We start from the raw sequence: 25852 nt of genomic DNA, 5'->3' as shown, positions 1-25852 counted from the left end.
TCAGCCCTCCACCGGTGAGGTCTGCATCAACACCACAGCGCCAGCCGGAGCCGCTGCCAACAGCGGCGCATCCGAGGCGTCCAACAACAGGGTGATGACGGTCGAGCCTTGGCCATCCCCGGCGAGGTCGACCCCCAGCACCACCGCCGACAACCGGTCCGGCGCAGCCGCCGAGGTCGCTGCCGGGTCCGGTTGGCCGCCGTCCCGTGCCGTCGCCGGAACGTAGACCGCGACCCGCGCCGCAGCCGCCAGCCCTTGCGGATACTGGCCCGGCTTCACCGCCACCGAGGCAGTCACCTGACCGCCCGGCGGAAACGCCGCGTCCCCGAGCACCTCCGGCGTCAACAACATGCCGGCCACCAACGGCACCACCGCCGTACGACCCACCACCTCGGCGGCGTCCGCAGCCGGCACCAGCCGTACCCCCGAGTCACGAGCGGCCGAGACCTGCGTCAAGTCCGCAGCGGTGATCGCCTGCCCCGCTGCCACCGGCCGCGCCACCGCGAGCACCTGGACACGGTCGCCGAGCTGTGCCGCGCCGTACGCGTAAGCCAGCACGCACACGACGACCAGAAGGCCCCCCAACGCGACGAACGGCAACCGGCGACGCCGCCGGACCGCCCGCCACGGCCCCCGCCCCGCACGGGCAGCAGCCGTCGCACCACCCTCTCGACCTGATCTTGGGCGCACGGAATCCACCGCCATGACGTCTCCTCTTCGGACTCGGCGCTCGAACAAACCGAACTGGCTGGCCTAGCGAACGACCGCCTGCGACTCCTGAACCCTGGCCTGCACCTGCCCGCTCGTGGTCAGCCCCGGCACCGTGCCGGACTGCCCCGCACCAGCCCAGGTCACCTCCCACGTCACCGTGACCAATACCGTGTAGGCGCCGCCCGGCGCACCAGCAGACGACCGTCGGTAGACATGCCCGCAGTCAGGCGACGCCTTCGCCGGATCGGCTCCGGAAGCCCACGGCGTCCCCGGACCCTCACAGACCACGGTCGTTCCGTCTCCCATCGACCAACTCGCCCGCACCGGCCGCGCCGTCGCCGTCACCGAGACACCTGGCACGGAAGCCCTCGCCGACTGGGTACGCCACGACTCGTCGCCGAGCGCCAGCCACACCGGCAAGTTGACCAACTGCTCGCCCGAAGGATTCATCTGAACGACGACTCTCGGCAGATCGAGTCGCGCCCGCGCCTGCCGGGCCAGCACTGCCGGAGACACCACCGGCGGTTCGCCAGCGATCCACACCACGCCCCCGAGCGATGCGTCCTCTCCGTAGCAGGTCCGCATGTACCAGCCACCCTCGCCCGCAGGCCGACCTCCAAGAGCCTCGACCGTGGACGACGACGGGTCGGTAGGCGCGTAGTAGCAACCATCCACCCCCGCCCACGCCCCGTCCCGCTGACACGGAATCTCCTCACCGGAAGGATTCCGACACACGCCGTCCCCACCTTGGCGCCCGCCATCTCCACCGCGGTTCAAACTTCCCAACTCGCCGGAGGTACCCGCGTTGACGTCACAGACCGGTCGAGGATCGTTCTCGCCGCACTGCACACCGCCGGTACCGCCACCGGCGTAGGCGACTGCTGGCGCTACCACGAGGGCTGCCACTACGACAACGGTCAGAGCCGCGAGCCGTCGTCCGCAGATCAGCATGTCCCTGCCTCCTCCACAATCAACCAGCTGACCCGCCAGCCTTCGGCGGTCCGATCGACGGTCGCCGTCGTACGGTGCCGGCCTCCGGGTACGTCGTTGGCCAGTCCGCCGGATGCTTTGTACTCCAACCAGTTCTCGTCGTTCACACAGTCCAGGACCGTGGCCCTGGTGGGTTCCTCGGCGGGCGTGAGAGCGGTGACCTCAGGGTCGAGCACCAGTTCACCGAGGATGATCTCGCCCTGCTCGCGATTGATGTAGAGCGCGCTGACGATCAACGTCAGCGCCTGGTCAATGGCGTGCTCGCGCAGGTCGGGGGCGTCAGGGTCTGATACCTTGCCGGCCTCCACCAAAGCATCCCACATGCCCCGGTACGCCGCGAGGACGTCCCGCTCTGCTGCGTCGGACGGTTCGAGACTCGACGTACCCAATGCCGTCGCAGGCTGCGAGGTAGACGGCGACTCGTAAGTCTCGTCGGCGCTGCACGCCGTAGCAAGCAGCGCCAACGCGCCAACGAGACAAGACATAAGCCGACGGTTCACCACAGAGCTCAAACCGCCACCGTTACCGTCCCTGCCGCCGTCATCTGGCGCGCCGATAATGGCACCGCACCCGGTCGCGCTCGGATTGGCGCCGCAGTCAACTTTCCCGCTTCCGCTACCACCGCTTTCCGGGACAGGTCCGGCAAGGGAGACCGCGCCAAGGATGGCCATAGTGAGCCTGAATCCGCGACTCCATCTTGGTCGGTTGATCGCGCCATTTCGCTGCGGACCTTCCTCCCCAAGACCAGATCCGAGAGTCGGCCCTATTTCCGGCGTGAGCCGGCCACTCTGGCTAATATGATTTCCTTCGTGCCAGCGCATCGTGGACTCCCCAAATTTTCGTCAGCGCACCTGAATCTGTGCTTTTCGGTGGTCCCGGCCCGCCCCCTCAACGGGCCGGGACCGTCCGGCCACTACCGGACTCGTTCGGGTCTATGGAGATGGCGACACTGGCAACCGTCGCCTCGGTGTCAGGCGCAAAGCATCGCGTGTGTGGTAATCGATGACGTTGAACAACTTTCGATAATGCGTCAGTCGGTGACTCACCAACGGATGGCAGGGCCGTCGGATAACTCGTTGACGAGCATCCCGGCATGGGTGTAGTAATTCATCGCACTGAAGAACAGGAAAGCGGCACCGGCGACCGTCCAGCACCAATAGAGGACGAGCCACGGGATCCGGCCTCCGCCTCGGACGACGGCGGGGAACAGCAGGCAACCTACCGCGGATGGCCCGTACAGGACGAGGGCGAAGAAGATGTTCTCCACGGGAGAACCGTGAAGGAGACCTGTGATCGGTTCATGCTGCGGCGCGGAGCCAATAAGGTCGAACCGAACGATCGCCAAAGTGCACCAGAGGAGCACGATTCCTATGGCAAAGATGATCCAGGAAATCGGGGCCAGGGAAGCCCGCGCATATTGCTCGTCAAACGCCTGCGACTCGGGTGTGCACGCGAGCCACACGGCAGCCGCAAGTAGCGCGATACCCAGGAGTAGACACGGTTCCCCAAAGACCGAATCGATGTATGGCTTCGCCCTCGCCAACGGGTGCGCGACCGTCATGATGAAGCCGAGGAGGGTCAGGATGGCGCCGAGAACTCCGAAAGCGGCGCTCCACCCGGACCTACTGAATCCTGTCGAAGAGACCAATAGCAATGGTGGTCGATCGTTGGTCATCACCGCCCACAGCCTCGGAACGAGCAGCAACGAGAGCCCAGCGCAGACACCCATCAGCGTGTTGAACATAACTAACGGCACCCGTAGATCCCTCCGCCTACCATAATCCTACTAATTCTCGTCCTGACATGTGTGCGCCGAGTCCTGGTGACTTGCGCAGTGGAACCGGTTGTCTTCTCGCGGCGCGGGCGAGCACCGCTCACGTTGTGGGCAGTCACTCCGCCGTGCCGCGATCCGTTCGGGCAGCGGTCTCGGAATCGTCGTCGAGCGCCCGGTTGAGGGACATGGCTATCGCCCGCGTGGTCGCGTACAACTCTCGCAGAGCCCTGTCGTGACCCGGCGGTTGTTGGGTGCGGGCGGCTCGCAGGAGGCGTCGCAATTGCCGGATACCTCGGGCGACAATCCGTATTGTCTCCGCGTACGACTGCGGCTGTCCATCCTGGTTAAGGTCCTGTGACCGCGTCGCCTGATTGACTTGCTCGTCTACGTTCACTTCCCCACCCTCTACTCGCCACGACTCTGACGAATAGACCCTGCCGGAAACCAACCGCATCCCGGAAGACGACGCGACTAGACGTGACTGGATGCCACCCGGCGGAGGTTGATGGGTTAGCCAGTTCTGGGGCCGTCTTGCGTTACCACGGGAAGTCGGGGTCGGCGTCCATGCCCAACTGCTCGACATCGACGCCGAGCGCAGCGCCGAGCACGCGTCGGTGCAGTTGGTCGGGTATCTGCCTGCCGCGCTCCCAGCGCGACAGGTTGGCCTGAAGGGATTCGCCTTTGGCTAAGGTAATGCCTCGGCGTGTGGCCTCCTCCTGCATGGCCTTCACCAGGCGGACCTGCGTCCATCCGCGTTGCATCCTCGCCCGTCGGATCAGCCGACCAGGGCTGCGGGCCCGATCGCTGCACGTCGGGTGATGCGAACTGCTCAGCACGGTGCCTCCCACCGAAACTCCCCGTGGGCGCCCGGTGTGACACCGGGCGCACTTGCCTGGTCGACGCGTGGCGCCGCCACCTTGACCAGCGGCAGCAAGCAGCAGCTGACGTCCTTGCTGGACCTATGCGGCTCCCGTCCCGATCGACCTGGCATCACCTGTGGTTGATAACTGTCCGGTCGAAGCATAAACTCGTCTGGCACGTAGCGGCGACCGTGATCGATGAGCTGCCGGAGGCAGACAACCGAGGTGTGACGGAGGGACGTGGCATGGCCGGCGACGACGCGTCACTAGCCAGCCGACTCAACCACCTCTTCGAGAGGATCCGCCGCCCGGACGGCAAGCCCTACAGCTACGAGCAGGTCGCCGAAGCGATTCGCTCACAACAGGGTGTGGCGGTGACTCACACCTACCTCTGGCGTCTACACAAGGGCCGGAGTGACAACCCCACCATCAAGGTCCTGATCGCGCTCGCCACCTTCTTCAACGTTCCGGTCACCTACTTCCTCGACTCGCAGGCAGCCGGCCAGGTCGATGAAGTCATGGATCGGGTCGCCTTGCTACACGACGCCGGTGTTGCGCGGCTGGCGTTCAGAGCTGCCGGCCTGTCGGCGCCGTCGCTGGAGACTCTGGCCACCATGGCCGATCTCGCCCGCAAGATCGAAGGCAAAGCGGCCCGCAACGACGACCCGTCCACCGACGAAATCCCCGCACCGCCCCCCTGAGCCCAGACACCGAGATTCCCTTCGGCAACCAACGAGGTGACAAGGACGTGGACAAGGACGAAGCCTGGACCGTCGGCGTGGATCCAGGACGGGCTAGCGCCGCCCGCGTCTACGACTACTTCCTGGGAGGCCGGTACCACCTACCTCCCGATCGCCAGGCGGCCGAAGCCGTTGTCAGCATCACGCCGAACGTGCCACGGCAGGCGCGCGCCAACCGCGCCTTTCTGCAACGCGTGGTCAAGGAACTCGTGTGCCTGGGCATCCGCCAATTCCTCGACATCGGTTCGGGTATCCCCACCTCCGGCAACGTCCACGACATCGCCCAAAGTGCCGCGCCCGACGCTCGCGTCGTCTACGTCGACATCGACCCGGTGGCCGTGATGACAGCCAACCAGATTCTGGCCCAGAACCCCCACGCCACCGCGATCGAGGCAGACCTCCGCCGACCTGAGCAGCTACTCGACCAACTCGACCGGCCCGACGTGCAGACAGTCATCGACCTTGCGCAACCCACCGCGCTGCTCCTCGTCGCGGTGCTGCACTTCGTCCCCGACGACGCTGACCCCTATCAGATCGTCGATCACCTGCGTGACCGGCTATCTCCCGGGAGCTACCTGGCCATCAGCCATGGTGCCGCCGAGTCCTACACCTTGCAGGAAGCGCAGCGTGTCGCTGCCGCCTACGGCGCCCGATCAGCGCCACTGCCCACTCCACGATCACGGGCACAGGTAGCCCGGTTCTTCGGAAGCTTCGAGTTGCAGGAGCCTGGACTCGTCTGGCTTCCCGAGTGGCGGCCCGGAGCAGCTGAGGAATTCACTGACGACCCGGTCGGCTCGGGGGCGCACGCCGGGCTCGGACGCAGACCAGACTGACCGGAGGAGCTACCGGGGTACGGCTGCACGGAGCCAGGTACACGATGGTCAACCCTGGTCAGCCCATCCCAGGTAATCGACGACTTGCCAACGTCGGTCTAGCGAGGGGGGCTTCCGGAGATAACCGTGCGTAACGGACCTCCTCGAGCACCGCGCGTTTGCCCACTCACGGATCTGCCGAAAGTAGTGCGCCTGATCATGGACGCGTGGTAGCCATTATCCTGCCGGTGTGAGTGCCCAAGTCTTCACTCGTCGGGCGTCGGGGAGGACGTAAGGCCGACACCACCGAGGCCCGGTCCGTGACCGCTTTCATTCCGTGACATGCCGGCATCATGTCGCGTGGCCTGGCCCATCCTAGTAGACGGCAGTCGTTTGTCTCGCAGAGAACCTCGCAGACGGTCAAAGAGCGGAGGCCGCCTGCCTACTCTGTACTCTGAATATGTATTGTTGAGCACCGATTCGCTGTATCCGATGATGACGACGACACTGAGTAGTATGATCACACAGGCACTTACTGTCGAGACTAGGGGTGCGTGGTTGCGATTCCGTTGAACAAGAACAGCCGCGGACACGCCGGCGCCTGAGGTGAGGATGCAGACGACAGCCAATCGGCGCAGCAGCCGGCGGATTGCCTCATATACCGGAGCATGGCCCGGAAACATCTCCACTCGGAGTCGGCTAACAGTATTGAGGAACGCCGCCGCGCCCAATATCGCAAAAACGGATAATGCCAACCACCAAGCGGTGGTATACCCAAGCAGCATCGGTGGAACGATCTCGGCCACACCGAGAGTGACTGGTATAGCGGTGTCACGGAATGTTGGCGTCCATCGCATGATCGTGGTAAACCACAGATACTCGTAAGACACAATGACGAGAGCCGCCAGGCTCAGGGCCGCTTGCGCGAGCGACGGCAGGATGAATTCCCGCTCGGCGGTCTTGAGGAAGTTCACGGTCTCAATTGTCATAACACTAAGCGCCACGCCCTGGATGATACTAATATTCATCAGGTAGGCTTGGGGGAAGATCTCGACTGAGCGACGGGTGAGGACTGGTCGATCTAGCGCCTCAAGCACGGCTTCTCGATGATCTGGGTGAATCGGCATCCGAACATCTCCAGCCTTGTTCATCGCAGATTCGGCGCGGCTTAGTCCTCCCGTATCAGCACCTGAAGCCTGCACGTCTTGCGAGCCGTAGCGGCTAGCGGAATAAGCAATGGCGAGGCAGAATGCGCAGACTAGCAAAGTCGCCGAGACCGGAAGTGCATCGGAGATTACTGTGTCCGCCGTGGTCAGTGTGATCAAGGTTGTAGACCCAAGCAACGACAGGAATGCTAATTGTGCGCCGACGCTCGCGAGTTGGGCCGTTCGCCCGGTCTGATCGGTCCTGCGATCAGAGAAGGAAAAGTGAAATCCTACGGTGGCGACCACCGTGACCGTAAGGGCACTGAGCGAGATCCAGTCTGCTGCGACGAACCCCGCGTCAGCTCCATACTTCTGCAGCAGATGATCTCGCACTCCGCCCCACATCAGAAGGACAAGTAGGGGCGGCAGGAGAAGGACGGTCAGGTTTCTGAGCAATTTGATGGCGGCTCCACCGACAGTTGCTCCGAAGTCCAACAGCAGTACCAAGATCGAGTACACGAGCATGATCCCAGCGATGCTGAATCCCATTCCTGCAATAGACTGCAGCGACGCCACCCGCTGGGTTCCGGCTGTTTCTCCGGCGACCAGCGCGTAGTCGAGACTAGATGCGACTAGTGCGACAAAAGCACTTGTGAGCGGTAAGACGCTGTGCCGGATCGGAGCAGCTCCTCCGTGCCCATCGCGTTTAGTGGTCACGAGCGCGATCAGCCCGGCAAACGAGAAGCCGGCCAGCACCCCAGCGAGTTGGGAGTAGAAGCCGGCAATCTCGGGTAAGTTCGGTGGCTCCAGATTTGCGAGCGCGACCAGCGCCATGGCTGCCCTCCCGAGGTCGATGGGTCCCGGCGATCGAGGAACTGGTAGCGCCCAGACGAGACGCGAGACTACATACAGGCGGCGAGGTGTGCGAGATAAGTGACGGCCAGTTGACACTGTCACGCCATATCGCCTGCCCAGACCGAACCGTCGCGGTGGCTTATGTCCGCGACGCTGCGCTTCTGGCGCTGTCCGCTCCCCGCGTCGTCGGGTACTCGCAAGCGGGTGGAGCGGGTCCGATAGATCTCATCGAATGTCCCGAACTGGCGACCGCTCTGGAATCGGCACCTTAACCCCGCCTGCTGGAGGCCATGAAGCTGGACAGACCGATCGGCGACTTGGTCACAGATTGGCCGATTTGCCATGTGCTACTCGCAACCCGAGAGGCTTGGCGAGGGCCAACCCAAGTACTGGGATTTACTTCAAGGCTATGCATACTGATCTGCCGCCGGGCGAGCGTCACGGTGAGTGATGGAGTGCGGTGGAGATCGACGCGCGGTCGTGCCGAGAGTAGTGCGTCCTTCGTGTACGGCGACGAAGGGGCCGGTAGACCTTGGGTCGATGCCACTAACATAAGGTCCGCGCCACGCCTGTTGACCTGCGGAAACACCGCCCGCCGGATGGTCGCTGACGGGCTTAAGTTACTGGCATTGAGCCTTGGGTGTCCGGGGCCGGCGTGCCCCTGTCTGTCGATGATGCGGTCGTCGATGTCAGCGCCGTACCAGATCCGGCCGACGAGCCGTAGAGTGCCCGGCGTACTCCGACCGCCGCCTGGCGACAGGATCCGACTGTCCGTGCGCAACCTCGCCATGCCGTTCGGGCAAGCGTCTCCTTGGCATCCTTCCTTCAGCGCAGGTCGATCTCCATACGGCTGAACGGTCGGGTCGGAGAGGCCGAAGCAGGCATATGCTCTCGGGGAATCGGGCGAAGCGGCGGTCGGATCAGTAGTTGGGACGAGTTCGAGGGGCGTACGGTGGTCTTCAAGGTGGGCGACATCGTTGCCGTGCAAGCCGACATCAGCCGGCTCGGACCGGTCATCGAGGTTATCCACAGCGCCGATGGGTTCGGGCGCTACCGCGTCTTCCATGGTCCAGGAATCATGCGCGAGTATGCCGGTGACCAGCTCATGCTGGCAGTGGCGCAACAAGCGCCACCCCAAGGTGGCATGTCTCCCGAGGAGTTCAGAGCCAGACTGGTCGCCGCCAGGCTCGGTCACCCGCTGACTGACCACGTCTACTCGCTACGGGCGGCGCGGATTAAGTTCGTACCATTCCAGTTCCGCCCACTCCTGCGCCTCGCCCGCGCCGACGAGCCGCGGCTACTCATCGCCGACGATGTCGGCGTGGGGAAGACCATCGAAGCGGGCTTGATCATGAAGGAGTTGGCCGCCCGGCAGCCTCTGGACTACGTGCTTGTCCTATGCCCCAAAGCACTCACTGTCAAGTGGCGCGAAGAGATGCGCCGCTTCGATGAGGACTTCCGGATACTGGACTCGTCGAGCTTGCGCTACTGCCTCAACGAGGCTCACCTGGACGGAGCCTGGCCCGAGGAATACCGGCGGGCGATTGTGCACTATGAGTTGTTCGCCCGGACGGCATACCTGAACGGCAGCGCAACCCGGCGGAAGGACAAGGGGCTGCGTGAGCTAGACCCGCCACCTTCCTTCGACCTGGTGATCGCTGACGAGGCGCACCATTTGCGTACGCCGGGCACGAACTCCCACTCGCTCGCGGAGTATCTCAGCGAGATCAGTACAGCCCTCGTCCTGCTCTCAGCGACGCCGGTGCAGACACAGGCCCGGGACCTGTTCACCCTGCTCAACCTGCTCCGCCCGGACCTCTTTCCCGATCGGCAGGCGTTCTTCGAGGTCGTCGAGCCCAATCGACACCTCAACGCCGCCGTCCGGGCACTGCGCAGCGGCATGCCGGAGGCTGCGAAGGAGGCGCTCGAGGCACTCGACGCTGCTGCGAACACCAGTTGGGGGCGGCAGGCGATCGCGATCGACCCGCGGTATCACGACGTGCGCAGGCTCCTGGACACGACCACCCTGGTGACCGACGACCGAGTCCGGTGTGTTCGCGAGATCGAGGAGCTGAACACGCTCGCTCCGCTGGTGAACCGCACTCGCCGTCGGGACATCGGAGGATTCACCATCCGTGAGCCCCGCACTGTATCGGTGCCGTTCACCCCGGTACAGCGTCGCTTCTACGACCGCTTGTTGGAAGCCCGCCGTGACCAGTTGCTCGCCCGCTATGACCCGGTCGTGGTCCGCCTGATCCTCGACACCCTTGAGCGGCAGGCATCGAGCTGTCTGCCCGCCCTGGCCCGGCGCATCGTGGCCGCCGGTGAGCCGACCGTCACCGATCTGACTGACGCCCCCGAGGCTCAGTCGGACGGCGCGTCACCGAAGATTCCCCTTCCGACGGACCCGGACCTACGGGAGATGGCCCGTCTGCTACCGCCGGGCGATCCCAAACTCGATCGCCTACTCCAGGTCGTCATGGAAGCCCGCAACGTCGACGGTCCCGGGAAGCTCCTCGTCTTCTCGTTCTTCCTCGGCACCCTCGGCTACCTCGCTGAACATCTGACCGCAGCCGGTGTCCGCGTCGGCGTCGTCACCGGACGCGTTGCCGAGCACGATCGGCAGCGGCTGCGAGACCGGTTCCGCCTCGACCGAGAAAACGCCGACGCTGTGGACGTTCTGCTCTCCAGCGAGGTCGGCTGTGAGGGCTTGGACTACGAGTTCTGCGATCGACTCGTTAACTACGACATCCCCTGGAACCCGATGCGCATCGAGCAGCGCATCGGACGCATAGACCGGTTCGGACAGCGCAGCCCGAAGGTGCTGATCCTCAACTTCGTGACACCCGACACCGTCGAGGAGCGGGTCTTCTATCGCTGTTGGGACCGGCTGGACCTCTTCCGCGACACCGTAGGTGACCTCGAAGGCGTGCTTGGCGAGATGACCCAGGAGCTGGCCGACATCGCGACCAGCACGGACCTCACCCCACAGCAGATGGAGGAACGAGCTCGGCAACTCGCCGACAACGCCGTACGACTCGTCGAGGAGACGCGCGGCGTCGAGGACGCGAGCAGCGACCTCCTTGGCTTGGACGACAGCCTCACCCAGGACCTTGACAGTCTCATCGAGGAGGGCCGGGCAGTCACCGAGCAGCAACTGGAAGAACTGACCCGCGCGTATGTGACACAGCCGCCAGTCTCCGGGCATCTGGATCGGCTACCCGCCGACCTGCTGAGGCTACGGCTGCCCCAGGCAGCTCGGGCGGAACTGCTCGCCGCGTTGAACCGAAATGAGGCGAGGATCGGCGGCAGTCGGCCCGTCCAGCAGCTACGAAACTGGCTCGGCCAGAAGGACGGCGGCCTGCTGCTGACGTTCTCCGACGAGGCAGCCAGCCAGGATCGATCGGTCGCCTTCCTGACCGCCACCCATCCGCTCGTCCGCCTCGCCGTGTCGGCCCTCGCACCGGCTCAGGACCAGCAGCTGCAGGCTCACCTTCGGGTCGTTGACCCAGGCCTGCCGGAAGGCCGCTATGTCTTCGCCTGTCACACCTGGGAGACCATTGCCGTGCGGCCGGAGTTCCGCACCGTGTCGTTCGTCGTCGACGCTGCCGGACTAGCGGCCAGCAGGACGGTGGAGCAACGGCTTTTCGCCCTACTCGCCAGGGCGCTGCCCGCGAGCGACGAGTCCACCCTCGACCTGCAGGAAGCGAAGGCGGCGCTGGCCACATACGCCGAGCAGCGCCGTCGGGACGCGGTGCAGGACGCCCACGCCCTCAACGAGGTGCTGCTGGCCCGCCGAACTGGAAGCCTCGAAGCCCACCACCGGCGAGGCCTGCAGCGCCTCGACGCCCGCCTCACCGACGAGACGGAGGCTCGAATGCGGACCATGCTGACGGCACAACGAGCACGTGCGGCCCGGAACTTTGAGCAGCGCCGTGAGCAACTGGAGCAACGCCGCAGAATCGACATCGTCAGCCATCGGATCGCAGAAGGAGCGCTGACGATCAGCCATGCCGACTGACTACGCGCTCATTCAACAGGACAACATCCGGGAGTACGGCGAGGGCACGCGGCACCTGGACTTCCTGCAACGGCTCTACGCCGACCGTACCCACTTCATCCTCGAGCTGCTCCAGAACGCCGAGGACGCCCACGCGTCACAGCTCACGTTCGTGCTGTACCCGGACCGACTCCTCGTCGAGCACGACGGCCGCCCGTTCAACGAGCAGGACGTCCGGGGTATCTGCGGAGTCGACGCCTCTACCAAGACCGGCGAGCTGACCAGCATCGGCAAGTTCGGCATCGGCTTCAAGTCCGTATACGCCTATACCCTTGCGCCCGCTGTCCATTCCGGCTGCGAGCACTTCCGCATCCGCCATTACGTGCGCCCGGAGTCCGTCGATGCACCGATGGACCTGCCCGACGACCGCACCCGGTTCGAGTTCCCCTTCGACCGTGAGGATGTGCCGAGCGAACGGGCCCACTCCGAGATCGACAGAGGTCTCACAAAGTTCGACCCGGTCGCGCTGCTGTTCCTCCGAGATGTCAGGCAGGTCATCGTCGAAAAGGGCAGCGGATCTGTCACGTTTACCCGGCTGGAGCGGGGCGAAGAGTCGCAAGACGTGGAGCTGCTGGTCCGTCAAGACCGTCGGGTGACCAATCACCAGCACTGGGAGGTCTTCCGACGGACCTTGGACCACATCGGGTACGCCGACCAACGGGTCGAGATCGCATTCAAGCGAACGGGTAGTGCGCCCGAAGCCCTGGTCGAACGCATCCCCCACGCGCCGCTCGTCGTCTATTTCCCCACGGACAAGCCGACCGGCCTGGGGTTCCTGCTGCAGGCTCCCCTGCGGACCACCCCTGCAAGGGACAACATCGCAGAACAAGATCCGGATAACAGCCGAATCATCGCGGAAGTCGGCCACCTGCTGATCGACACTCTGGATGAGCTGCGCCGCAAGAGCCGTCTTGGGCTCGACGTCCTCGACGTTCTGCCGATCACACCGGTGGACTTCCCAGAAGGCTCCCTGCTGCGGCCGTTGTTCGACACGCTTCTCGAGGCTGTACGGGCCCGACCACTTCTCCCAGTCGCCGGACCGTCGGGCCACGCTCCCGCCACCCGGCTGCGTCTAGCCCGAGGCGCGGGCCCGCGTGAGTTGTTGACGCCGGAGCAACTCGGAGCCCTGGCGGGCGCGGCTGGGCCGTTGCAGTGGCAGCCAGCATCGCTTAGCCGGGAGCGGAATCGCGAACTGTGGGACTACCTCCACGACGTCGTCAACGTCGACGAACTCGACGCGGAGTGGCTCGTCGGCCAACTCGACAGGAAGTTCCTGGAGACAGCTCAGGACGCATGGCTCGTCAATCTGTACCGGTTCCTTGCCCAGACTCCGGCGCTGTGGCGCAGGCCGAGGCCGCCAGGGAACCGTCCGGGGCCGGCGCGAGCATTACCTCTGATCCGGCTGAACGACAGTCGTCATGTCGCGCCGTTCGGCGCCGACGAACGACCGCAGGCGTACCTGCCTGGCTCGGGGCCCTCGAGCTTTCCGACGGTGCGGGCGGAGATCGCCGCCAATGCAGAGGCGCGGGCTTTCCTCGAAAAGCTCGGCCTGTCGGAGCCCGACGCCGTGGACGAGGTTCTCGAATACGTCGTGCCGAAATACCGAGACGGATCCGATGCCATCGGTACGGACCAGCACGACGTCGATCTCGCGAAGATCTTCCGCGCATTGCAGACTGCGACGAGACAACGCAGGGACGCCTTGGTCGAGACGCTGCGGAACACGCCGTTCCTGCTGTGTCGTCCGGCAGGTGGTAGCGACTTCTCGTTCCGGTCGCCATCCGCCGCCTACTGGTCCAACGAAGACCTAGAGCACTACTTCCTGCCCAGTCCGCACGGCTGGTTCCTACACGACCGCTACCGGCCTTACCAGCAGGAGCTGAATCTTCTGGGGGTCGCGGAGGGCGTGCGTGTCTTGACGTCGCCTCCGAATGCAGACGGACACGTAGTTATACGGGCCGGATGGGGTGACCACAGCCGCGGACTGCACGGGTTCGACCCAGGCCTCCGCATCGTCGGCCTCGACACCGCCCTGACCCACCTCGATCGCCGACGATCGGCGTACGTTTGGAATCGGCTGCTGCTGCCGAATGCGAGCCGGCTGCGAGGGAGCGTAGAGTCCTCGGGCCGGCAGGACTATTCCCACAGCACGTCCATCGAGACGATGTCAAAGGCGTTGGAAGCCGCGGTCTCTCACGCGTGGCTCCCGATGCGGGCAGGCGAGTTCGTGGAGCCCGCCAAGCTTTCGCTGGACGACCTGCCCGAGGATCTTGAGCCCAGCCAGGCTCTTGCCGACGCACTCGGCATGGTCTCCTCCGCCATTGTGCAGGTGAGCGCAGAACTCAACCTGTCCGTGGCGACCCTGCGCTTTCTGGCCGAGAACCCGGACGCGGCCGCCGAGCTCGACCAGATGCGTCAACGCCAAGAACGATGGGAGCAGAGCCCCACCGAGACGCCAGCCGATGCCGGTCTTGCTCACGAGGGGTACGCGGCTGTCCTGGAAGAGGCGTTTGACAAACCAGCGGAGCACGAGCCGGAGTACGAACCTCTCACCTCGGTGGGCCGAGTCGGAGCCCCGACGGTCCGCCGGCAGCGGACCCGGGACGACATCCGCGAAGCCGTGGCGGACGAGCCCGCATCGCAGGACCGCTTTCGGCACATCGGGCGGAAGGTTTGGGACGGCAAGGATCCCGCCGTACGCCAGTTCTTCTTGGAGCACTACGCTGGCCGGTGCCAGATCTGTACCGCAGCTTTCCCGAAGCGCGACGGGACGCCCTACTTTGAAGTGATTTACCTTGTCTCGCACACGGCTGCCGCTTGGATCGGTCGTCCGGGGAACACACTGTGCCTCTGCCCGACGTGCGCTAGCAAATTCCTTCATGGCGAAGTTCGATGCGATGATCTACTATTGCAAATTCGGCAATGGAAGGCAAGTGTGGAGGGTGGGCTTGGCAGTAGCCTGCAGATCGAGCTCTGCGGCGAGCATGTGACCATCGACTACACCGAAAAGCACCTGCTCGATCTCCAGGAAATGACTCGAACGGATGAAGTTGCGGTGCGGGAGTAGCGGCAATCGTCACGGATCGGCGGCGAGGCGATGTGTTGCCGACGCCCAAGCCGTTTCTGTGACACCATCCAGGTCATCGTAGGTGCGAGCGTGATGGTTTGGCGCGTTGGCGCACATCCGGCTGACGATGTGGGTCCAAATCATCGATTAGGTGCTTCCTCGTCGGCGAAGCTCGTAGACTACTTCCTGAGGTAGGAAGCACCGTCCAGGCTCCGCGCAACGATGTTTGGAAGCGCAGTAGGGATCTCGTCTCTCGCAGTCACGGCTCCATTGTGCGGCGTGAGGAGTTCGGTGGTGTTCCATCGAACGTCCTCTTCTGCCGCATTTGGCGTAAACACGATTTATTTTGGCGGTGACAGAGTGTAGTCGACGCGAGAGTCCACTGTGCTACGTATCCGGCAGAGCCGAAGCAAAGTCAGTTGATCATGGTTGGGATGCGTTGAGCAGGGCCGGGATGAGCATCTTGTTGGCGTGGTGACGTTCCATCACCTGTTTGATCCTGGAGTGTCCAGCGAGCCGGATCAGGGCGATGGTGAGGCGGACATCTTTTCGGACCCAGCGTCGATCACGGTCCGTACGAGTAGTTCAGCTGACGTGTCGGGACCGCAACGGCAGCACCCGCACCTCCTTTAAAGGGGTCGCAAGCTGCCCAGGCACACCGCCATTGCCCTGTCTCAACGCTTCGAGGAGTTGTTCACGTTCCATCGGCGGACCGAGCACGTCGCCCTGTCCGACCCGGCAGCCGAGATCGCGCAGAGCCTGCCGCTGCTCGCTGCTGCGCACTCCGGGTGCGCAGACCGGAATTCGTAGATCATCCCCGAGGGTCACCGCAGCTCGGATCACCACCGCCGACTGGCGGCTCGCCATACTGTCGATGAATGTCTCATCGACCTTGAGGCCGCGGATCGGCAGCCTGGCAAGAGTCGCTAGCGACGCCGGACCGGATCCGAACCGTTCCAGCGACAGTAGGACACCTGCTCTGTCAATCTCGGACAGCGTCTCGGTTAGGGCGTCCGGGCCGAGTAAGTCTGTTTCGGGTATCTGGAGGATCAGGCGGTCCGGTGCGACGGCATGGCGCAGAAGGGTACCGAACAGCAGGCCGGTGAACCGTGCATCGAGCAGGCAGGGCGCCGATACGGTCACTGCGACCGGCAAGTCGAAGCCGGCGTCACGCAATGCTCTGGCCCCGGCCAGCGCTTCGTTCAACACCACTTGGGCTATCGAGACCGGTGGAACCACGGACTCTGCGATCCCCCGCCAGCGCCGCACATGCAGTACCCCGTGGCGCTGATGCCGCCACATCGCCAGCGCCTCGATGGCGACCGGCACGCCCGTCGTCAGGTCAAGTACTGGCTGGAAGTCGACCCCGACACGGCCGGCGTGAAGATCAACGGGAAAATCGCGCACGAGGTCCGCCGGCTGAGTGTCCCGATCGTGCTGGTCTTTCTGTGGGTCGTACAACGGTAGCCTCATCGGTCCATGACCCCTGCCCCGCTGAAGCGCGGCGTCCGCCTGGTGGAGCAGCTCGTTGCCACCGATCCCTGCGCCGCCCAGTGCCAGTCCGACGCTGACTTGCACACTGACCAGGACGCCACCTGCATCCGTCGGTTGATGCAGAGCCGCCGCGATGCGTAAGGATTCGCTCTCCATCTCCGTGCTGGTCCCCGCGAGCAGGACGGCGAAGTCGTCTGCGCCGAGTCGGCAGGCAAGGTACCCCGTTTCGGCGACCGCGTCCGTCAGCCTCGCCGCCACCGTGATCAGTAGAGATTCACCGCAGGCATGGCCGAGTGCGGCAGCGATGCCGGAGAAGCCCACCAGGCGCAGACGTAGCACTGCGACGCCGGCCGGGTCGGTGGCGCAACGCGCGTCGGCGGTTGCGGTGAAGACGTGCCGGTTGGCGAGGCCCGTCAGCCCGTCATGGGTGGCGGTGCGGGCGTACGCCTTGGCGTCAGCAGCAAGATGGGTGTAGGCCACTGCGTTGTCCAGGCAGGTCGACAACGCCGCGCCGAAGGCTCGGAGTGCGGCTCTCTCGCGTCCGGACAGCGCGTCACGCGGACCTTGCAGAACGATGCGGATGATGCCTGGGTCTGTGCTACCTGTCGTCAGGGTCTGCACCGCCTCGGTGTGATCCATGGGACCCACCCCGTCAGGCGGGCCATCGAAGCACAGGCAGGTCGGACACGCACGGACCAGACGCCGACCCGAGCCGGGAATGGTGACCTCGACCTCAGCCTGTCGAGCCCCGAACATCTCGACGGCGCCGCGAGTCGCCGTGTGCAGCACCTTCGTGGGATCCGAGGTGTTCAGCATGTCCGTGACACCCGCCAGCCGCTGCCAGGTGTCTCGCTCCGCTCGCACCTGCATGCGATGGTGGTAGACCGCGTAGACCAGCAGCATCGCCAGTGGCGTCGCGATCAAGAGTCGCAGGTCCACCTTGATCAATGCGATCAAGCCCGCAGCCACCAGAGACTCGGCCAGTACGACTGCCAGTCGCATATCAACTGCCGTGCCGGCGACGGTACGCCACGCGCTGCCTGCCGCGAGGGATACTGTCGTCGTGGTAACCGTTGCCTCCACGAGCACCATCGCCAATACCGACAGCGCCAAGGCAATCAGATAGGACGGCAGACTCGCGGGCAAGACCTCACTACCCAGGTCCGGCTGGACCCCGGCCACACCGACCGCAGCACCCACCGCCGCAGCCACGATCGTATCCTTCGCCGTAATTTGGATGGCCTTGTGTACCGCAGCACTCGTTGGGTGCCGGATGACGACTCTCGCGATCATGGTTCCCACCACGGTGGCCAGTACCAGCCACGGCGTCGGCAGCACGACCGCGCTGACAAGGATCGCGGTCGGCGTGAACGTCAGCCTCGCACCCGACCGGACCGGCATCTCCACCGAACACGCGTTGCCGACCGCAATCATCGCGGCTGCCGCGACGGGATATACCCACTGACCAGCGCTTGGCACCGCTAGCCGCATGATCGCGAAGGCCAACGTGAAACCAGCGATCATGGACGTGGCAAGAGTCAATGCTCCGAGCCGGTAGTCCCGTCGTCCCATGACCGTTGCCACATCCCCGTCGAGCCCGTCGGGTCACCCCGCCCGGTGGCCCGGCAGCCCAGGCTAACAGCAACGACGCCAAGGGCTCCGATCAGTTCCAGTCACAGTCCCTGCCGTACATGCTCACCTCATTGCGCGTTCTCTGGGTCGAAATCAGACAACATTGCGGGGGCGACCAGGCATATACGGACATAGTTCCTAGCTAGTGGATTTGGGAAATCTCGGTCTTGTTGTGTCAACGTCGACATCGGCTGTGCATGCGTCCGGTCCGGCACCGTTGCGACAGACAAACAGCCCATGTCAAACAGTACGGCTGACCCGCTGCGGCGAGATCGTCCGCCGTTGACAGCCGTTGCTGGGAACATCCAGTGGGACCAGTAGCCGACTTCGGCCGATGACCGGCATGATGATTGGACGACTGCGCCCAGGCCGGTCGCGGACTCACGATCATTGGCAGCTGGCGGCCGCCCCGCCAGCACACTCAGACCGTGCCGAACAGAAGCCCGGAGGACCAGAGGGTGCGTATACAGGCAGAAGGAGGCGTCCAGTGGCGCCACCGGCACCGCCTGGTACGACGCCTACACCGCCTGCACCTGCCTCCGCCGCCCCCGCCCTATACCGTTGATGCCTGGTGTCAGGCCATTGGATCCACCAGAACGCGACCCATCACCATTGTGCCGCTGATGATCCCCGCGCACGAAGCACCTGGCGTGTGGATGGGCTCGACAACCACTGACCTCATCTTCGTCGATGCGAGCCTGCCGCTACTAGCCCGAACCCAGACAGTCCTCCACGAACTGGCCCACATCATTCTCGGCCACCGAGGGGCGCGACCCGTCGACAGCCACACTGGCGACCCGGCCGAAGAAAACGAGGCCGAACTAGCCGCTGACATTCTCGCCACCTGGCTTACCCGGGCACGAGCACGTCCCCAAGCCCTGTCCATCTTCTGGCATCGAACCAGCATCGGACCACACATCCGCCTGGTTCGATGGTGGACCCGCTGGCAGCGCCACTGGCAGATGTGGCCCCTCTGGCTTGCACTTCGTGACGGCGCAATCACCATCCGGTCGACGTGGTCGCGAACGTCCGCATGGGGCGAAGGCTTTCCACTCGACGACCCTGTCTCACTGACTAGCCTCTCCCACGCCTACTACCGACGCACCATCGAAATCCTCGACGGTCTTCGCCAGGTAGGCGCCTACGTCGACCCCAACATCCTCAATCAGGCTCGATACCGAGCCAGGCGCGCATGCCTGCCAGAAGCCGAAGTCGACGCGATCGCTGCGGCGACCGCTGTTCGCGCAGCTCTACACGCGCACGCGTCTGGCGCGCCTCCACGCCACGCCCCACCCGACGCACTCATTCCCGCCACCACAGCGGATCTCGACACCGTCGCAGCCCACTTCGTACGCACAGCTCAAGCCCTCACTACCTCCCCCTACGTCCTCCTCAACAGTCGCCTTGCAGGGACCGACTCGGGTCCGAGCAACACGGCGGCCGGATGATCACTTTTCCTATCGATCGAGCTGCGTGATGGTCTCCGGTAGTCGGGGTTCTGGTCCTGGGTTGGGGTGTAGGCCGGCAGGGTGGTGGCGTAGCGGTGGCGACGGTGATGCTGGTGCCGCGTTGGGGTTCCTCGGCTGACGGCCCGTCCGACGGACACCCTGGCCGCACTCGCCCGGCCCCACGACACGACGACGTCGATCACGTTCGGGGTGTTTCGGGGCGTGGGGGTGATGGCGGGACAGGGTCGGTCAGCCGCAGGGTGGGGGTGCCGGGTTGGGAGTGCGGTCGGAGCATGACCTGGTTGCTGTAGTGGCCGGGGGTGAGGTTGTTGGGGGTGGTGTAGACGGTGCGCACGACAGTGCCGTCGTGGTTGGTGAAGACGAGGATGTGTCCTCTGGTGGTGAAGATGTCGGGCATGTGGATGGGGGTGCCGATGGTGCGTTGGATGTAGTCGCGGGTGACGGGTTCGTGGAATATGCGGACGTGGTGCCAGGGGTGGTCGGTGAGGTCGTGGAGGCGGACGGTGGCGCGGTCGTGGTGGATACGGGCGATGCGTTCGGACAGGACGGTGTCCTTGGTGAGGGTGACCGCCGCTGGTGGTGGGGCTGGCGCGCAGCTGGTCGTGGCGGCGGTGGTGCCGGCGATGATGACGGCGGCGACTGCCTGCCAGCATCGGGTGGTGGGTTGTGCGCGGCCGGCGGGCCGCCGCCGCAGGTTGTGACGACGGTTCGCCGGTGGGGCGGCGCGGGCGACTCTTGCGGGAGATCGGCTGGTAGCCGCGCCGCCCGCTGGCAGGGTACCGGTGCGGTCATCGGACCAGGTTCTCTGCCGGTCGGCGCGGTCGCGGCGGGTGTCGCTGCGCTGGGACACGAGCGTGCGTTCGTCGCGTCTGCTGGCGCTATTCGGGTGATTGGTGTGGCCGGGTGTGGTGGTGGGGGTGGGGTGCTGGTGGTCGCCGCAGGAGGTAGCGGGCGGCGGAGGTGATGAGCGGTGGGAGGTGTCCGGCGGTACGCCATCGGGTGGCGTTGGTGTCGAGTTGGTAGCCGTGGGTGTGGAGGGCGGTGGTGATGCCGGGCAGGTGGGCGGCGCCCCAGATCATGACGAGGTCGTCGGTGGTGTCGGTGGCTGCGGTGACGGCGAGGGTGGTGCGTTGGTCGGTCAGGACACGGAGGACGGCTTCGGTGTGGGGGTTGCGGTGTGGGCGACGGGTGGTGGTGGGGCGGCGTGCCGCTCGGGCGACGGCGCGGTTGGCGAGGGCGAACCAGGCGTGGTAGGCGGCGTGGCGCCAGACGTGTTCGTCGGGCCAGGTGAGCAGGCGTAGCCGGCGTTGGACGGCGGTGAGCATCGCATCGGTGCCGGCGGCGCGGATGATGTCGAGGTCGGTCATGTCGCGGCGCTGCCAGGTGGGGTGGTGGAGCAGGGTGGGTTGGTAGGTCCAGCCGAGTGCGGTCATGCGGAGGCGTTCGGTTTCGCGCATGGTGGTGAGGTGGGCGAGGACGTCTTGTTCCGCGTCGGTGGGTTCGTCGCCGGGGGTGCGGTATTGGGCGCCTTCGTGGTGGACGGTGAATCCGTGCTGTTGGTGGGTGGTGATGTCGTCGAGGAGTTGGTGGTAGTAGGCGGGTTCGGCGTAGTGGATGGTGGACACGACGACGATGGCGCGGTGGGTGTCGGGGTGCCGCAGGGTGGTGATGGGGGTGCGGATCAGGGGGCGGTGTCCGCGCCGGGTGGGCGTGATCGTCAGGTACGGCGGCATGGTGAGCGGGGTTCCTTCATCTGGGATGGGGGCGGTGGGCGCTGCCGGGGATGAGCTGGCGTGGTGGGTCATTGCTGTCGTCCTTGTGGGCTGGTGCGGGGTTGACGCCACATGGGCCAGATGGGTGGTCCGCCGTCGGGCAGGTACAGGGTGGTCGTGGTAGTGGGGTGGTAGCCGAGTCGCTGGTAGAAGTCGCGTGCGGCACGGCTGGTGGCGACGAGGTGGATGGGGGTGCCGGCGGTGTCGCAGGTGGCGTGCCGGTAGGTGAGTAGAGCGGTGCCGATGCCGTGGCGCTGCCGGGCCGGGGTTACGCCGAGGTGGGCCAGGTAGAGATGGGGGCGGCGTGGGGCGTGTGCCTGCAGGAGTTCGGCGAGAGTGGCGAACCGGTCGCTGTGGCGGTCGGTGATCCGCTCGATGCGGGCGGTGTGGCGCGGGTCAGCTGTGTGGGTGGTGGTATGGGGTAGCCAGAGGGCGGCACCGGTGTGCTCGGTGGTGGTGTGCACGGCGCCGGTGGTCATCACGTGGGTGAGGAAGGCCGGGCACAGTTGCTGGTAGACACGCCGGCGCTCGTTCAGGTCGGGGATGAGCCATTGGGCGTCGGGGGCGTGGAGGAACGCGGCGACGAGTGTCGGGGTGAGGGCGGGGATGTCGTCGGGGGTGGCGCGGCGGACGTGGATGGTGCGGGTGGTCACGGCGGGTCTCCGTCCTAAGGTCGTCGGCGAGGTCGCCACTTGTCGGCTATGTCAGCTGCTGGTGGGGGCGCGGCCGACGTGGGACAGGACCAGGTTGCCTTTGACCACCAGGTCGGGGTGGAGCAGCAGGTCGCGGAACGCGTCGATGTCGTCGACGGTCATGCCGGCGGTGGCGAGCCGGTCGCGGATGACTCCGGCGGTGGCGTACGGCAGGAGGCAACCGGCCTGTCCGCCGGTCCAGGTGCCGGTGTGACCAGTCGTCTCGACGTGCAGGCCGAGGCCGCGCATCGCGTGGTGCGCTCGCCGTCCCCACGCCGGGTCGTTGCCGGATGTGGTGAGCGCGGTCCCGAACGCTTGGTGGTAGGTGGCGAAGAGCCGGTCGGCGTGGTCGAGGTTAGGCGCGGACAGTACCGAGGTACGCCAGGTGGGCTCGAACTCCTCGACGATGAGCAGGCCGCCGGGGGTCAGCGTGTCGACGAGCCTGGCGAGCACGGCGCTGCGCTGGTCGGCGGGCAGGTGTGCGAGGAGGAGCCGGATGTGGATGAGGTCGAACCCGTCGTCGGGCAATGGGTCGGTGACGATGTTGTGGCGGACCAGGCGGACGCGGGGGTGGCGGCGGCACGGGGCGAGGTCGATGTCGGTGGCCGTGACCTCGCCGTGGGCGGCCATCTCGGCGAGGGTCGCGGCGATGCAGCTGGCGCCGACGGCGACGACGAGGCAGCGGGCGTCCGGGCGGATTCCGATGCGGCGCAGCTGGCGGCGGGAGAACGGGTCGAGCATCCCGGCCAGGGCGTCGAGCATCATCGCGTTGTCGCTGCGGGTGTCGGGCGGGGTGTCGCCGAACAGGTAGGTGGAGGTGGTCACGGTTGTGTCTCCTTGACAAGGGTGGGTCGGCTGGGTCGCTGCGGCTCGGGTCCGTTACACGAGCGGGATGTGGGGTCAGATGGTGGTGTGGTGGATCCAGGGCGCTGCCGCGGCGCAGGTGGCGTTGAGTAGGCCGTACAGGGCGGTGCTCATGGCGGCGAGGACCGCGATGGCGGCGAAGGCGAGGTCCGCGCGGGTGCCGGCGTTCTGGATGACGACGCCGAGCCCGGCGAGCCCGCCGAACAGCTCGGACACGACGGCGCCGATGAGGGCAAGGGGCAGCGCGATCCGCAGCCCGGAGTGCAGGTGCGGTAGCGCGGCCGGCAGCCGGACCTTGACGAACGTCTGCCAGCGGGACGCGGTCAACGAGCGGGCCAGCTCGACCAGGTCGGCCGGGGTGGTCGTCAGGCCGGCGGTTGTCGCGAGCGTGATCGGGAGGAAGCACATCAGCCAGACCAGGACGATCTTCGGGCCCGCCCCGAACCCGAGTGCGATGACCAGCACGGGCACCAGGGCGGGTTTCGGTAGCACGCTGAGGACCAGCAGGGTCGGGGTGAGTGCTCGGGCGAGTGGTCGGGACATGGCCAGGACGGCGCCGAGTGTGACCGCGGTGGCGGCGGCGATCGCGTAACCGGTCATCGCGGTGGTGAGGGTGACGCCGGCGTGGTGGAGCAGGTAACCGAGCTGGTCATGGATCACGGCGGCGACCGCCGGTGGTGCCGGCACGATGTAGTCGGCGATGCCGGAGACCTCGACGGCTGTCCACCAGACGGCGACCAGCCCGGCCACACCGAGCACCGGCGCGACAGCACGCGCCGTCACCGCCTGCAGCCGTGTCGTGGCCGTCGAAGCAGGACCGGGCATCGGTGATCCGGGCCAGTTCACTCGACGAGGTCGGGGGCGATGATGTCGTCCGGCGTCAGCCCTATGGGTATGGCACCGGCGCCGAGCAGGATCGCGATGTTGCGGGCGACCCGGCCGAGGTCGAAGTGACCCACCTGTCCGGCGCGCAGGGGTGTGACGTAGCCGCGTAGCGCGGTGAGTTCGGCGGTGGCGAGGTCGGCCTGTTGGCCCTGCGTCTCCGGCTGCGCCGCGTACACCGTGCCGGCCTGGTCGGGATGCTGCATGCAGTAGTCCAGACCGCGTAGCAGTGCCCGGTTGAACCGGCGCACCACGTCGGCGCGGCCGGTCGCGGTCGCCGTGGACACGGCCATCGCCGATCCATGCAGGTCGCCGATCCAGTCGACGAACGGCAGCACGGTCACGTCCTGTTGGGTGACGGACCGCACCGATTCCACCGCCGGCACGAACTGGCTGATGGCGTCGACCTTCCGGGCGGCGAGTAGGGCCGCGTGCTGGGCTGGCACCGGGTTGCTGACCCACTGCACTCCCGAGGGGTCGAAGCCGGCCAGCTTCGCGTACGTCGGGAACAGCACGTGGTTGATGCCGCCCGGCAGGTACGACAGTCGCCGGTCCGCCAGGTCGCTCGGCGTGCGGATACCCGACGACGCCAACGCCACGAAGCACGCGAGGTTTCGCTGGTGCAGCACCGACGTCAGCCGGAAGTCCCGGATGCCGTCGGGTCTGCTGGCCTCCATCATCGCCGCGTTCACGTCCAACGTCGCGACGTCGACCTGACCGGCGGCCAGCAGCTTCAGGTTCTCGCCCGATCCCTTGCCCGGCAGCACCTTCACGGCCAGGCCCTCGTCGCGGAACCAGCCCTGGGCCCGAGCCACCAGCAGCGGCGCTTCCCGCCCTTGGAACCCGGCGCCCGTCAACACGGTGACCGTCTCCATCGGAACGTCGTCGGCAGAGGATCCGCGGCCGCAGGCCGAGATCGCCGGCCCGGCCAGGACAGCGACCCCACCGGCGAGCAGTCGGCGGCGGGTGGTCGTACACACCATGAAAACCTCGCTTACTTAGCAACACATGTCAGAAGGGGTGGCGAGCCCTCGTGCCAGGGGCGGCGGGGCGGGCAAGGTGGCCTGCCCTCCCGTCCGGACGACGGGGACGCCCAGATCGAAGGAGGGCAGGCCGTGGCCGAGGCGCTCCGCCCAGCCCCTACGCGAGAGGGACGCCCCAACCAGGTCGAAAACTTAGATTGCTAAGTAAGCTAAGTCAAGGGGAGCTACTTGCCTTGCTTGCCAACACAGGTCGGGCGTGGTGCGATGGCCTCACCTACGCGAGGAGCCTTGCCGTGCCGACCCCTTCCCAGCCCGCAGAGCCGGTCTTCCGGCGGATCATGCGCGACATCGAGTCCGCCATCGCCACCGGCGACCTCAAACCCGGGGACAAGATCCCGTCCACAACGGAACTCCGCGAACAGTACGAATGCTCAGCCCCAACCGTCCGCCAAGCCCTCGCCCGCCTCCAGGAGCGGGGCGTCCTTCAAGGCCACCAAGGCCGAGGCGTCTACGTCCTGTGATCGGTGACACTCGACCTTCCTGCCGCGCCAGGTACTTGCCGAGCCAGACCGGGTGCTGCAGTGGAGATTGCTCGTACCGACTACGATCTGACTCCCGGTATCAGGTCCGACGCTTCTGGTGATCATGGGGTGGTTACGTGTCTGGTCGGCAAGTCGCCTGGGCCGCAGGCATCGCGGTGATGATCGCCGCCGCGAACAGCGCGGTGATCAACAGGTTGCAGGGCGGCTGGCAGTGGTGGCTCGCGGCAGGAGTGTTGACGCTGCTCGGGGCGCTGGTAGCGGGCTGGTTGGCCGGAGGAGCGTCGGAATCACACCGGCGAATCGGTGCTGGTGCGGTGGTCGCTGGTCGGGACCTCGGTGGCCGGGTCCGGACCGATCCGTCCACTACGGCTGGCGATGAGGCGATGCCGCAGTCCGGGGTCGCCCCGGGCGCGGTGGTCGCGGGACGGGACATCACCGGACAAGCGGACATCGACACCACCGGCGGCAGGGCCTGGTCGCCGCGACAGCAGGGACCGGTTCAGTAACG

General features: G+C 65.9%; 20 protein-coding genes. 7 read left to right on the top strand and 13 right to left on the bottom strand.

The window, feature by feature from the left end:
- The 5 genes from ACN27F_RS03525 to ACN27F_RS03505 form a co-directional block, all read right to left on the bottom strand.
- Positions 1 to 600 (bottom strand): SAF domain-containing protein, encoded by a 600-nt coding sequence (locus ACN27F_RS03525; protein ID WP_421439929.1) that lies wholly within the window; start codon positions 598 to 600, stop codon positions 1 to 3.
- A gap of 153 nt (positions 601 to 753) precedes the next feature.
- Positions 754 to 1662, bottom strand: coding sequence for a hypothetical protein (locus tag ACN27F_RS03520; protein WP_421431153.1), 909 nt, complete (start codon positions 1660 to 1662; stop codon positions 754 to 756).
- Positions 1656 to 2165: a hypothetical protein gene (locus tag ACN27F_RS03515; protein ID WP_421431152.1), complete on the bottom strand. Its 510-nt coding sequence runs from the start codon at positions 2163 to 2165 to the stop codon at positions 1656 to 1658. Before ACN27F_RS03515 ends, ACN27F_RS03520 begins: the two co-directional genes overlap by 7 nt.
- Positions 2166 to 2743: 578 nt before the next feature.
- Entirely contained in the window at positions 2744 to 3445 is a 702-nt protein-coding gene (locus ACN27F_RS03510) for a DUF981 family protein (protein ID WP_421431150.1), read from the bottom strand.
- A gap of 566 nt (positions 3446 to 4011) precedes the next feature.
- On the bottom strand, positions 4012 to 4206 hold the full coding sequence (locus ACN27F_RS03505) for a hypothetical protein (protein ID WP_421431148.1): 195 nt from the start codon (positions 4204 to 4206) through the stop codon (positions 4012 to 4014).
- Between the two features lie 374 nt (positions 4207 to 4580).
- On the opposite strand from ACN27F_RS03505, the gene ACN27F_RS03500 reads away from it, so the two are divergent.
- Both ACN27F_RS03500 and ACN27F_RS03495 read left to right on the top strand, forming a co-directional pair.
- Complete coding sequence (locus ACN27F_RS03500; protein ID WP_421431146.1) at positions 4581 to 5036, top strand: helix-turn-helix domain-containing protein; 456 nt, start codon at positions 4581 to 4583, stop codon at positions 5034 to 5036.
- Positions 5037 to 5083: 47 nt separating this feature from the next.
- Positions 5084 to 5908 (top strand): SAM-dependent methyltransferase, encoded by an 825-nt coding sequence (locus ACN27F_RS03495; protein WP_421431144.1) that lies wholly within the window; start codon positions 5084 to 5086, stop codon positions 5906 to 5908.
- 245 nt (positions 5909 to 6153) lie between these two features.
- Here ACN27F_RS03495 and ACN27F_RS03490 read toward each other — a convergent pair whose 3' ends face one another.
- A complete protein-coding gene (locus ACN27F_RS03490) occupies positions 6154 to 7866 on the bottom strand; it encodes a hypothetical protein (RefSeq protein ID WP_421431142.1) in 1713 nt (570 codons plus the stop codon).
- Between the two features lie 973 nt (positions 7867 to 8839).
- Here ACN27F_RS03490 and ACN27F_RS03485 point away from each other — a divergent pair.
- A complete protein-coding gene (locus tag ACN27F_RS03485; protein WP_421431140.1) occupies positions 8840 to 11908 on the top strand; it encodes an SNF2-related protein in 3069 nt (1022 codons plus the stop codon).
- Positions 11898 to 15014 (top strand): sacsin N-terminal ATP-binding-like domain-containing protein, encoded by a 3117-nt coding sequence (locus tag ACN27F_RS03480; RefSeq protein ID WP_421431139.1) that lies wholly within the window; start codon positions 11898 to 11900, stop codon positions 15012 to 15014. The genes ACN27F_RS03485 and ACN27F_RS03480 overlap by 11 nt, the downstream gene beginning before the upstream one ends.
- A gap of 585 nt (positions 15015 to 15599) precedes the next feature.
- On the opposite strand, the gene ACN27F_RS03475 is transcribed toward ACN27F_RS03480, so the two are convergent.
- The gene (locus tag ACN27F_RS03475; RefSeq protein WP_421431138.1) at positions 15600 to 18080 is read right to left on the bottom strand and encodes an EAL domain-containing protein; all 2481 of its coding nucleotides are present in this window, start codon (positions 18078 to 18080) and stop codon (positions 15600 to 15602) included.
- A 683-nt stretch (positions 18081 to 18763) separates the two neighbouring features.
- Between ACN27F_RS03475 and ACN27F_RS03470 the strand changes: the two genes are divergently transcribed.
- Positions 18764 to 19588 (top strand): DUF6545 domain-containing protein, encoded by an 825-nt coding sequence (locus tag ACN27F_RS03470; RefSeq protein WP_421431136.1) that lies wholly within the window; start codon positions 18764 to 18766, stop codon positions 19586 to 19588.
- A gap of 199 nt (positions 19589 to 19787) precedes the next feature.
- Here the strand turns inward: ACN27F_RS03470 and ACN27F_RS03465 are convergent, their stop codons facing one another.
- From ACN27F_RS03465 to ACN27F_RS03440, 6 genes are all read right to left on the bottom strand, one after another.
- Positions 19788 to 20459: a hypothetical protein gene (locus ACN27F_RS03465; protein WP_421431134.1), complete on the bottom strand. Its 672-nt coding sequence runs from the start codon at positions 20457 to 20459 to the stop codon at positions 19788 to 19790.
- 28 nt (positions 20460 to 20487) lie between these two features.
- Entirely contained in the window at positions 20488 to 21342 is an 855-nt protein-coding gene (locus ACN27F_RS03460) for a hypothetical protein (protein ID WP_421431133.1), read from the bottom strand.
- A 68-nt stretch (positions 21343 to 21410) separates the two neighbouring features.
- The gene (locus ACN27F_RS03455) at positions 21411 to 22034 is read right to left on the bottom strand and encodes a GNAT family N-acetyltransferase (protein ID WP_421431131.1); all 624 of its coding nucleotides are present in this window, start codon (positions 22032 to 22034) and stop codon (positions 21411 to 21413) included.
- 51 nt (positions 22035 to 22085) lie between these two features.
- Positions 22086 to 22898, bottom strand: a complete 813-nt coding sequence (locus ACN27F_RS03450; protein WP_421431129.1) for a class I SAM-dependent methyltransferase — start codon at positions 22896 to 22898, stop codon at positions 22086 to 22088.
- 75 nt (positions 22899 to 22973) lie between these two features.
- Complete coding sequence (locus tag ACN27F_RS03445) at positions 22974 to 23720, bottom strand: ABC transporter permease (protein ID WP_421431128.1); 747 nt, start codon at positions 23718 to 23720, stop codon at positions 22974 to 22976.
- A gap of 59 nt (positions 23721 to 23779) precedes the next feature.
- Positions 23780 to 24802 carry an ABC transporter substrate-binding protein gene (locus ACN27F_RS03440; protein ID WP_421431127.1) on the bottom strand — a complete coding sequence of 341 codons (1023 nt, stop codon included), beginning with the start codon at positions 24800 to 24802 and terminating at the stop codon, positions 23780 to 23782.
- 293 nt (positions 24803 to 25095) lie between these two features.
- On the opposite strand from ACN27F_RS03440, the gene ACN27F_RS03435 reads away from it, so the two are divergent.
- Positions 25096 to 25323 (top strand): winged helix-turn-helix domain-containing protein, encoded by a 228-nt coding sequence (locus ACN27F_RS03435; RefSeq protein ID WP_421431125.1) that lies wholly within the window; start codon positions 25096 to 25098, stop codon positions 25321 to 25323.
- Between the two features lie 137 nt (positions 25324 to 25460).
- Positions 25461 to 25850 (top strand): hypothetical protein, encoded by a 390-nt coding sequence (locus tag ACN27F_RS03430; RefSeq protein ID WP_421431123.1) that lies wholly within the window; start codon positions 25461 to 25463, stop codon positions 25848 to 25850.
- Positions 25851 to 25852 lie beyond the last annotated feature (2 nt).

The organism is Solwaraspora sp. WMMB335, from assembly GCF_049179075.1.
Lineage (GTDB): Bacteria > Actinomycetota > Actinomycetes > Mycobacteriales > Micromonosporaceae > Micromonospora_E.
The sequence above is the reverse complement of the archived record's forward strand: the minus strand, read 5'-3'. Positions and strand labels throughout refer to the sequence as shown.

Coding starts and splice junctions, on each gene's coding strand:
- ACN27F_RS03440 (WP_421431127.1), bottom strand. CDS start 24,802: ATGGTGTGTACGACCACCCGCCGCCGACTGCTCGCCGGTGGGGTCGCT.
- ACN27F_RS03470 (WP_421431136.1), top strand. CDS start 18,764: ATGATCCCCGCGCACGAAGCACCTGGCGTGTGGATGGGCTCGACAACC.
- ACN27F_RS03500 (WP_421431146.1), top strand. CDS start 4,581: ATGGCCGGCGACGACGCGTCACTAGCCAGCCGACTCAACCACCTCTTC.
- ACN27F_RS03480 (WP_421431139.1), top strand. CDS start 11,898: ATGCCGACTGACTACGCGCTCATTCAACAGGACAACATCCGGGAGTAC.
- ACN27F_RS03490 (WP_421431142.1), bottom strand. CDS start 7,866: ATGGCGCTGGTCGCGCTCGCAAATCTGGAGCCACCGAACTTACCCGAG.
- ACN27F_RS03460 (WP_421431133.1), bottom strand. CDS start 21,342: ATGCCGCCGTACCTGACGATCACGCCCACCCGGCGCGGACACCGCCCC.
- ACN27F_RS03475 (WP_421431138.1), bottom strand. CDS start 18,080: ATGGGACGACGGGACTACCGGCTCGGAGCATTGACTCTTGCCACGTCC.
- ACN27F_RS03510 (WP_421431150.1), bottom strand. CDS start 3,445: ATGTTCAACACGCTGATGGGTGTCTGCGCTGGGCTCTCGTTGCTGCTC.
- ACN27F_RS03520 (WP_421431153.1), bottom strand. CDS start 1,662: ATGCTGATCTGCGGACGACGGCTCGCGGCTCTGACCGTTGTCGTAGTG.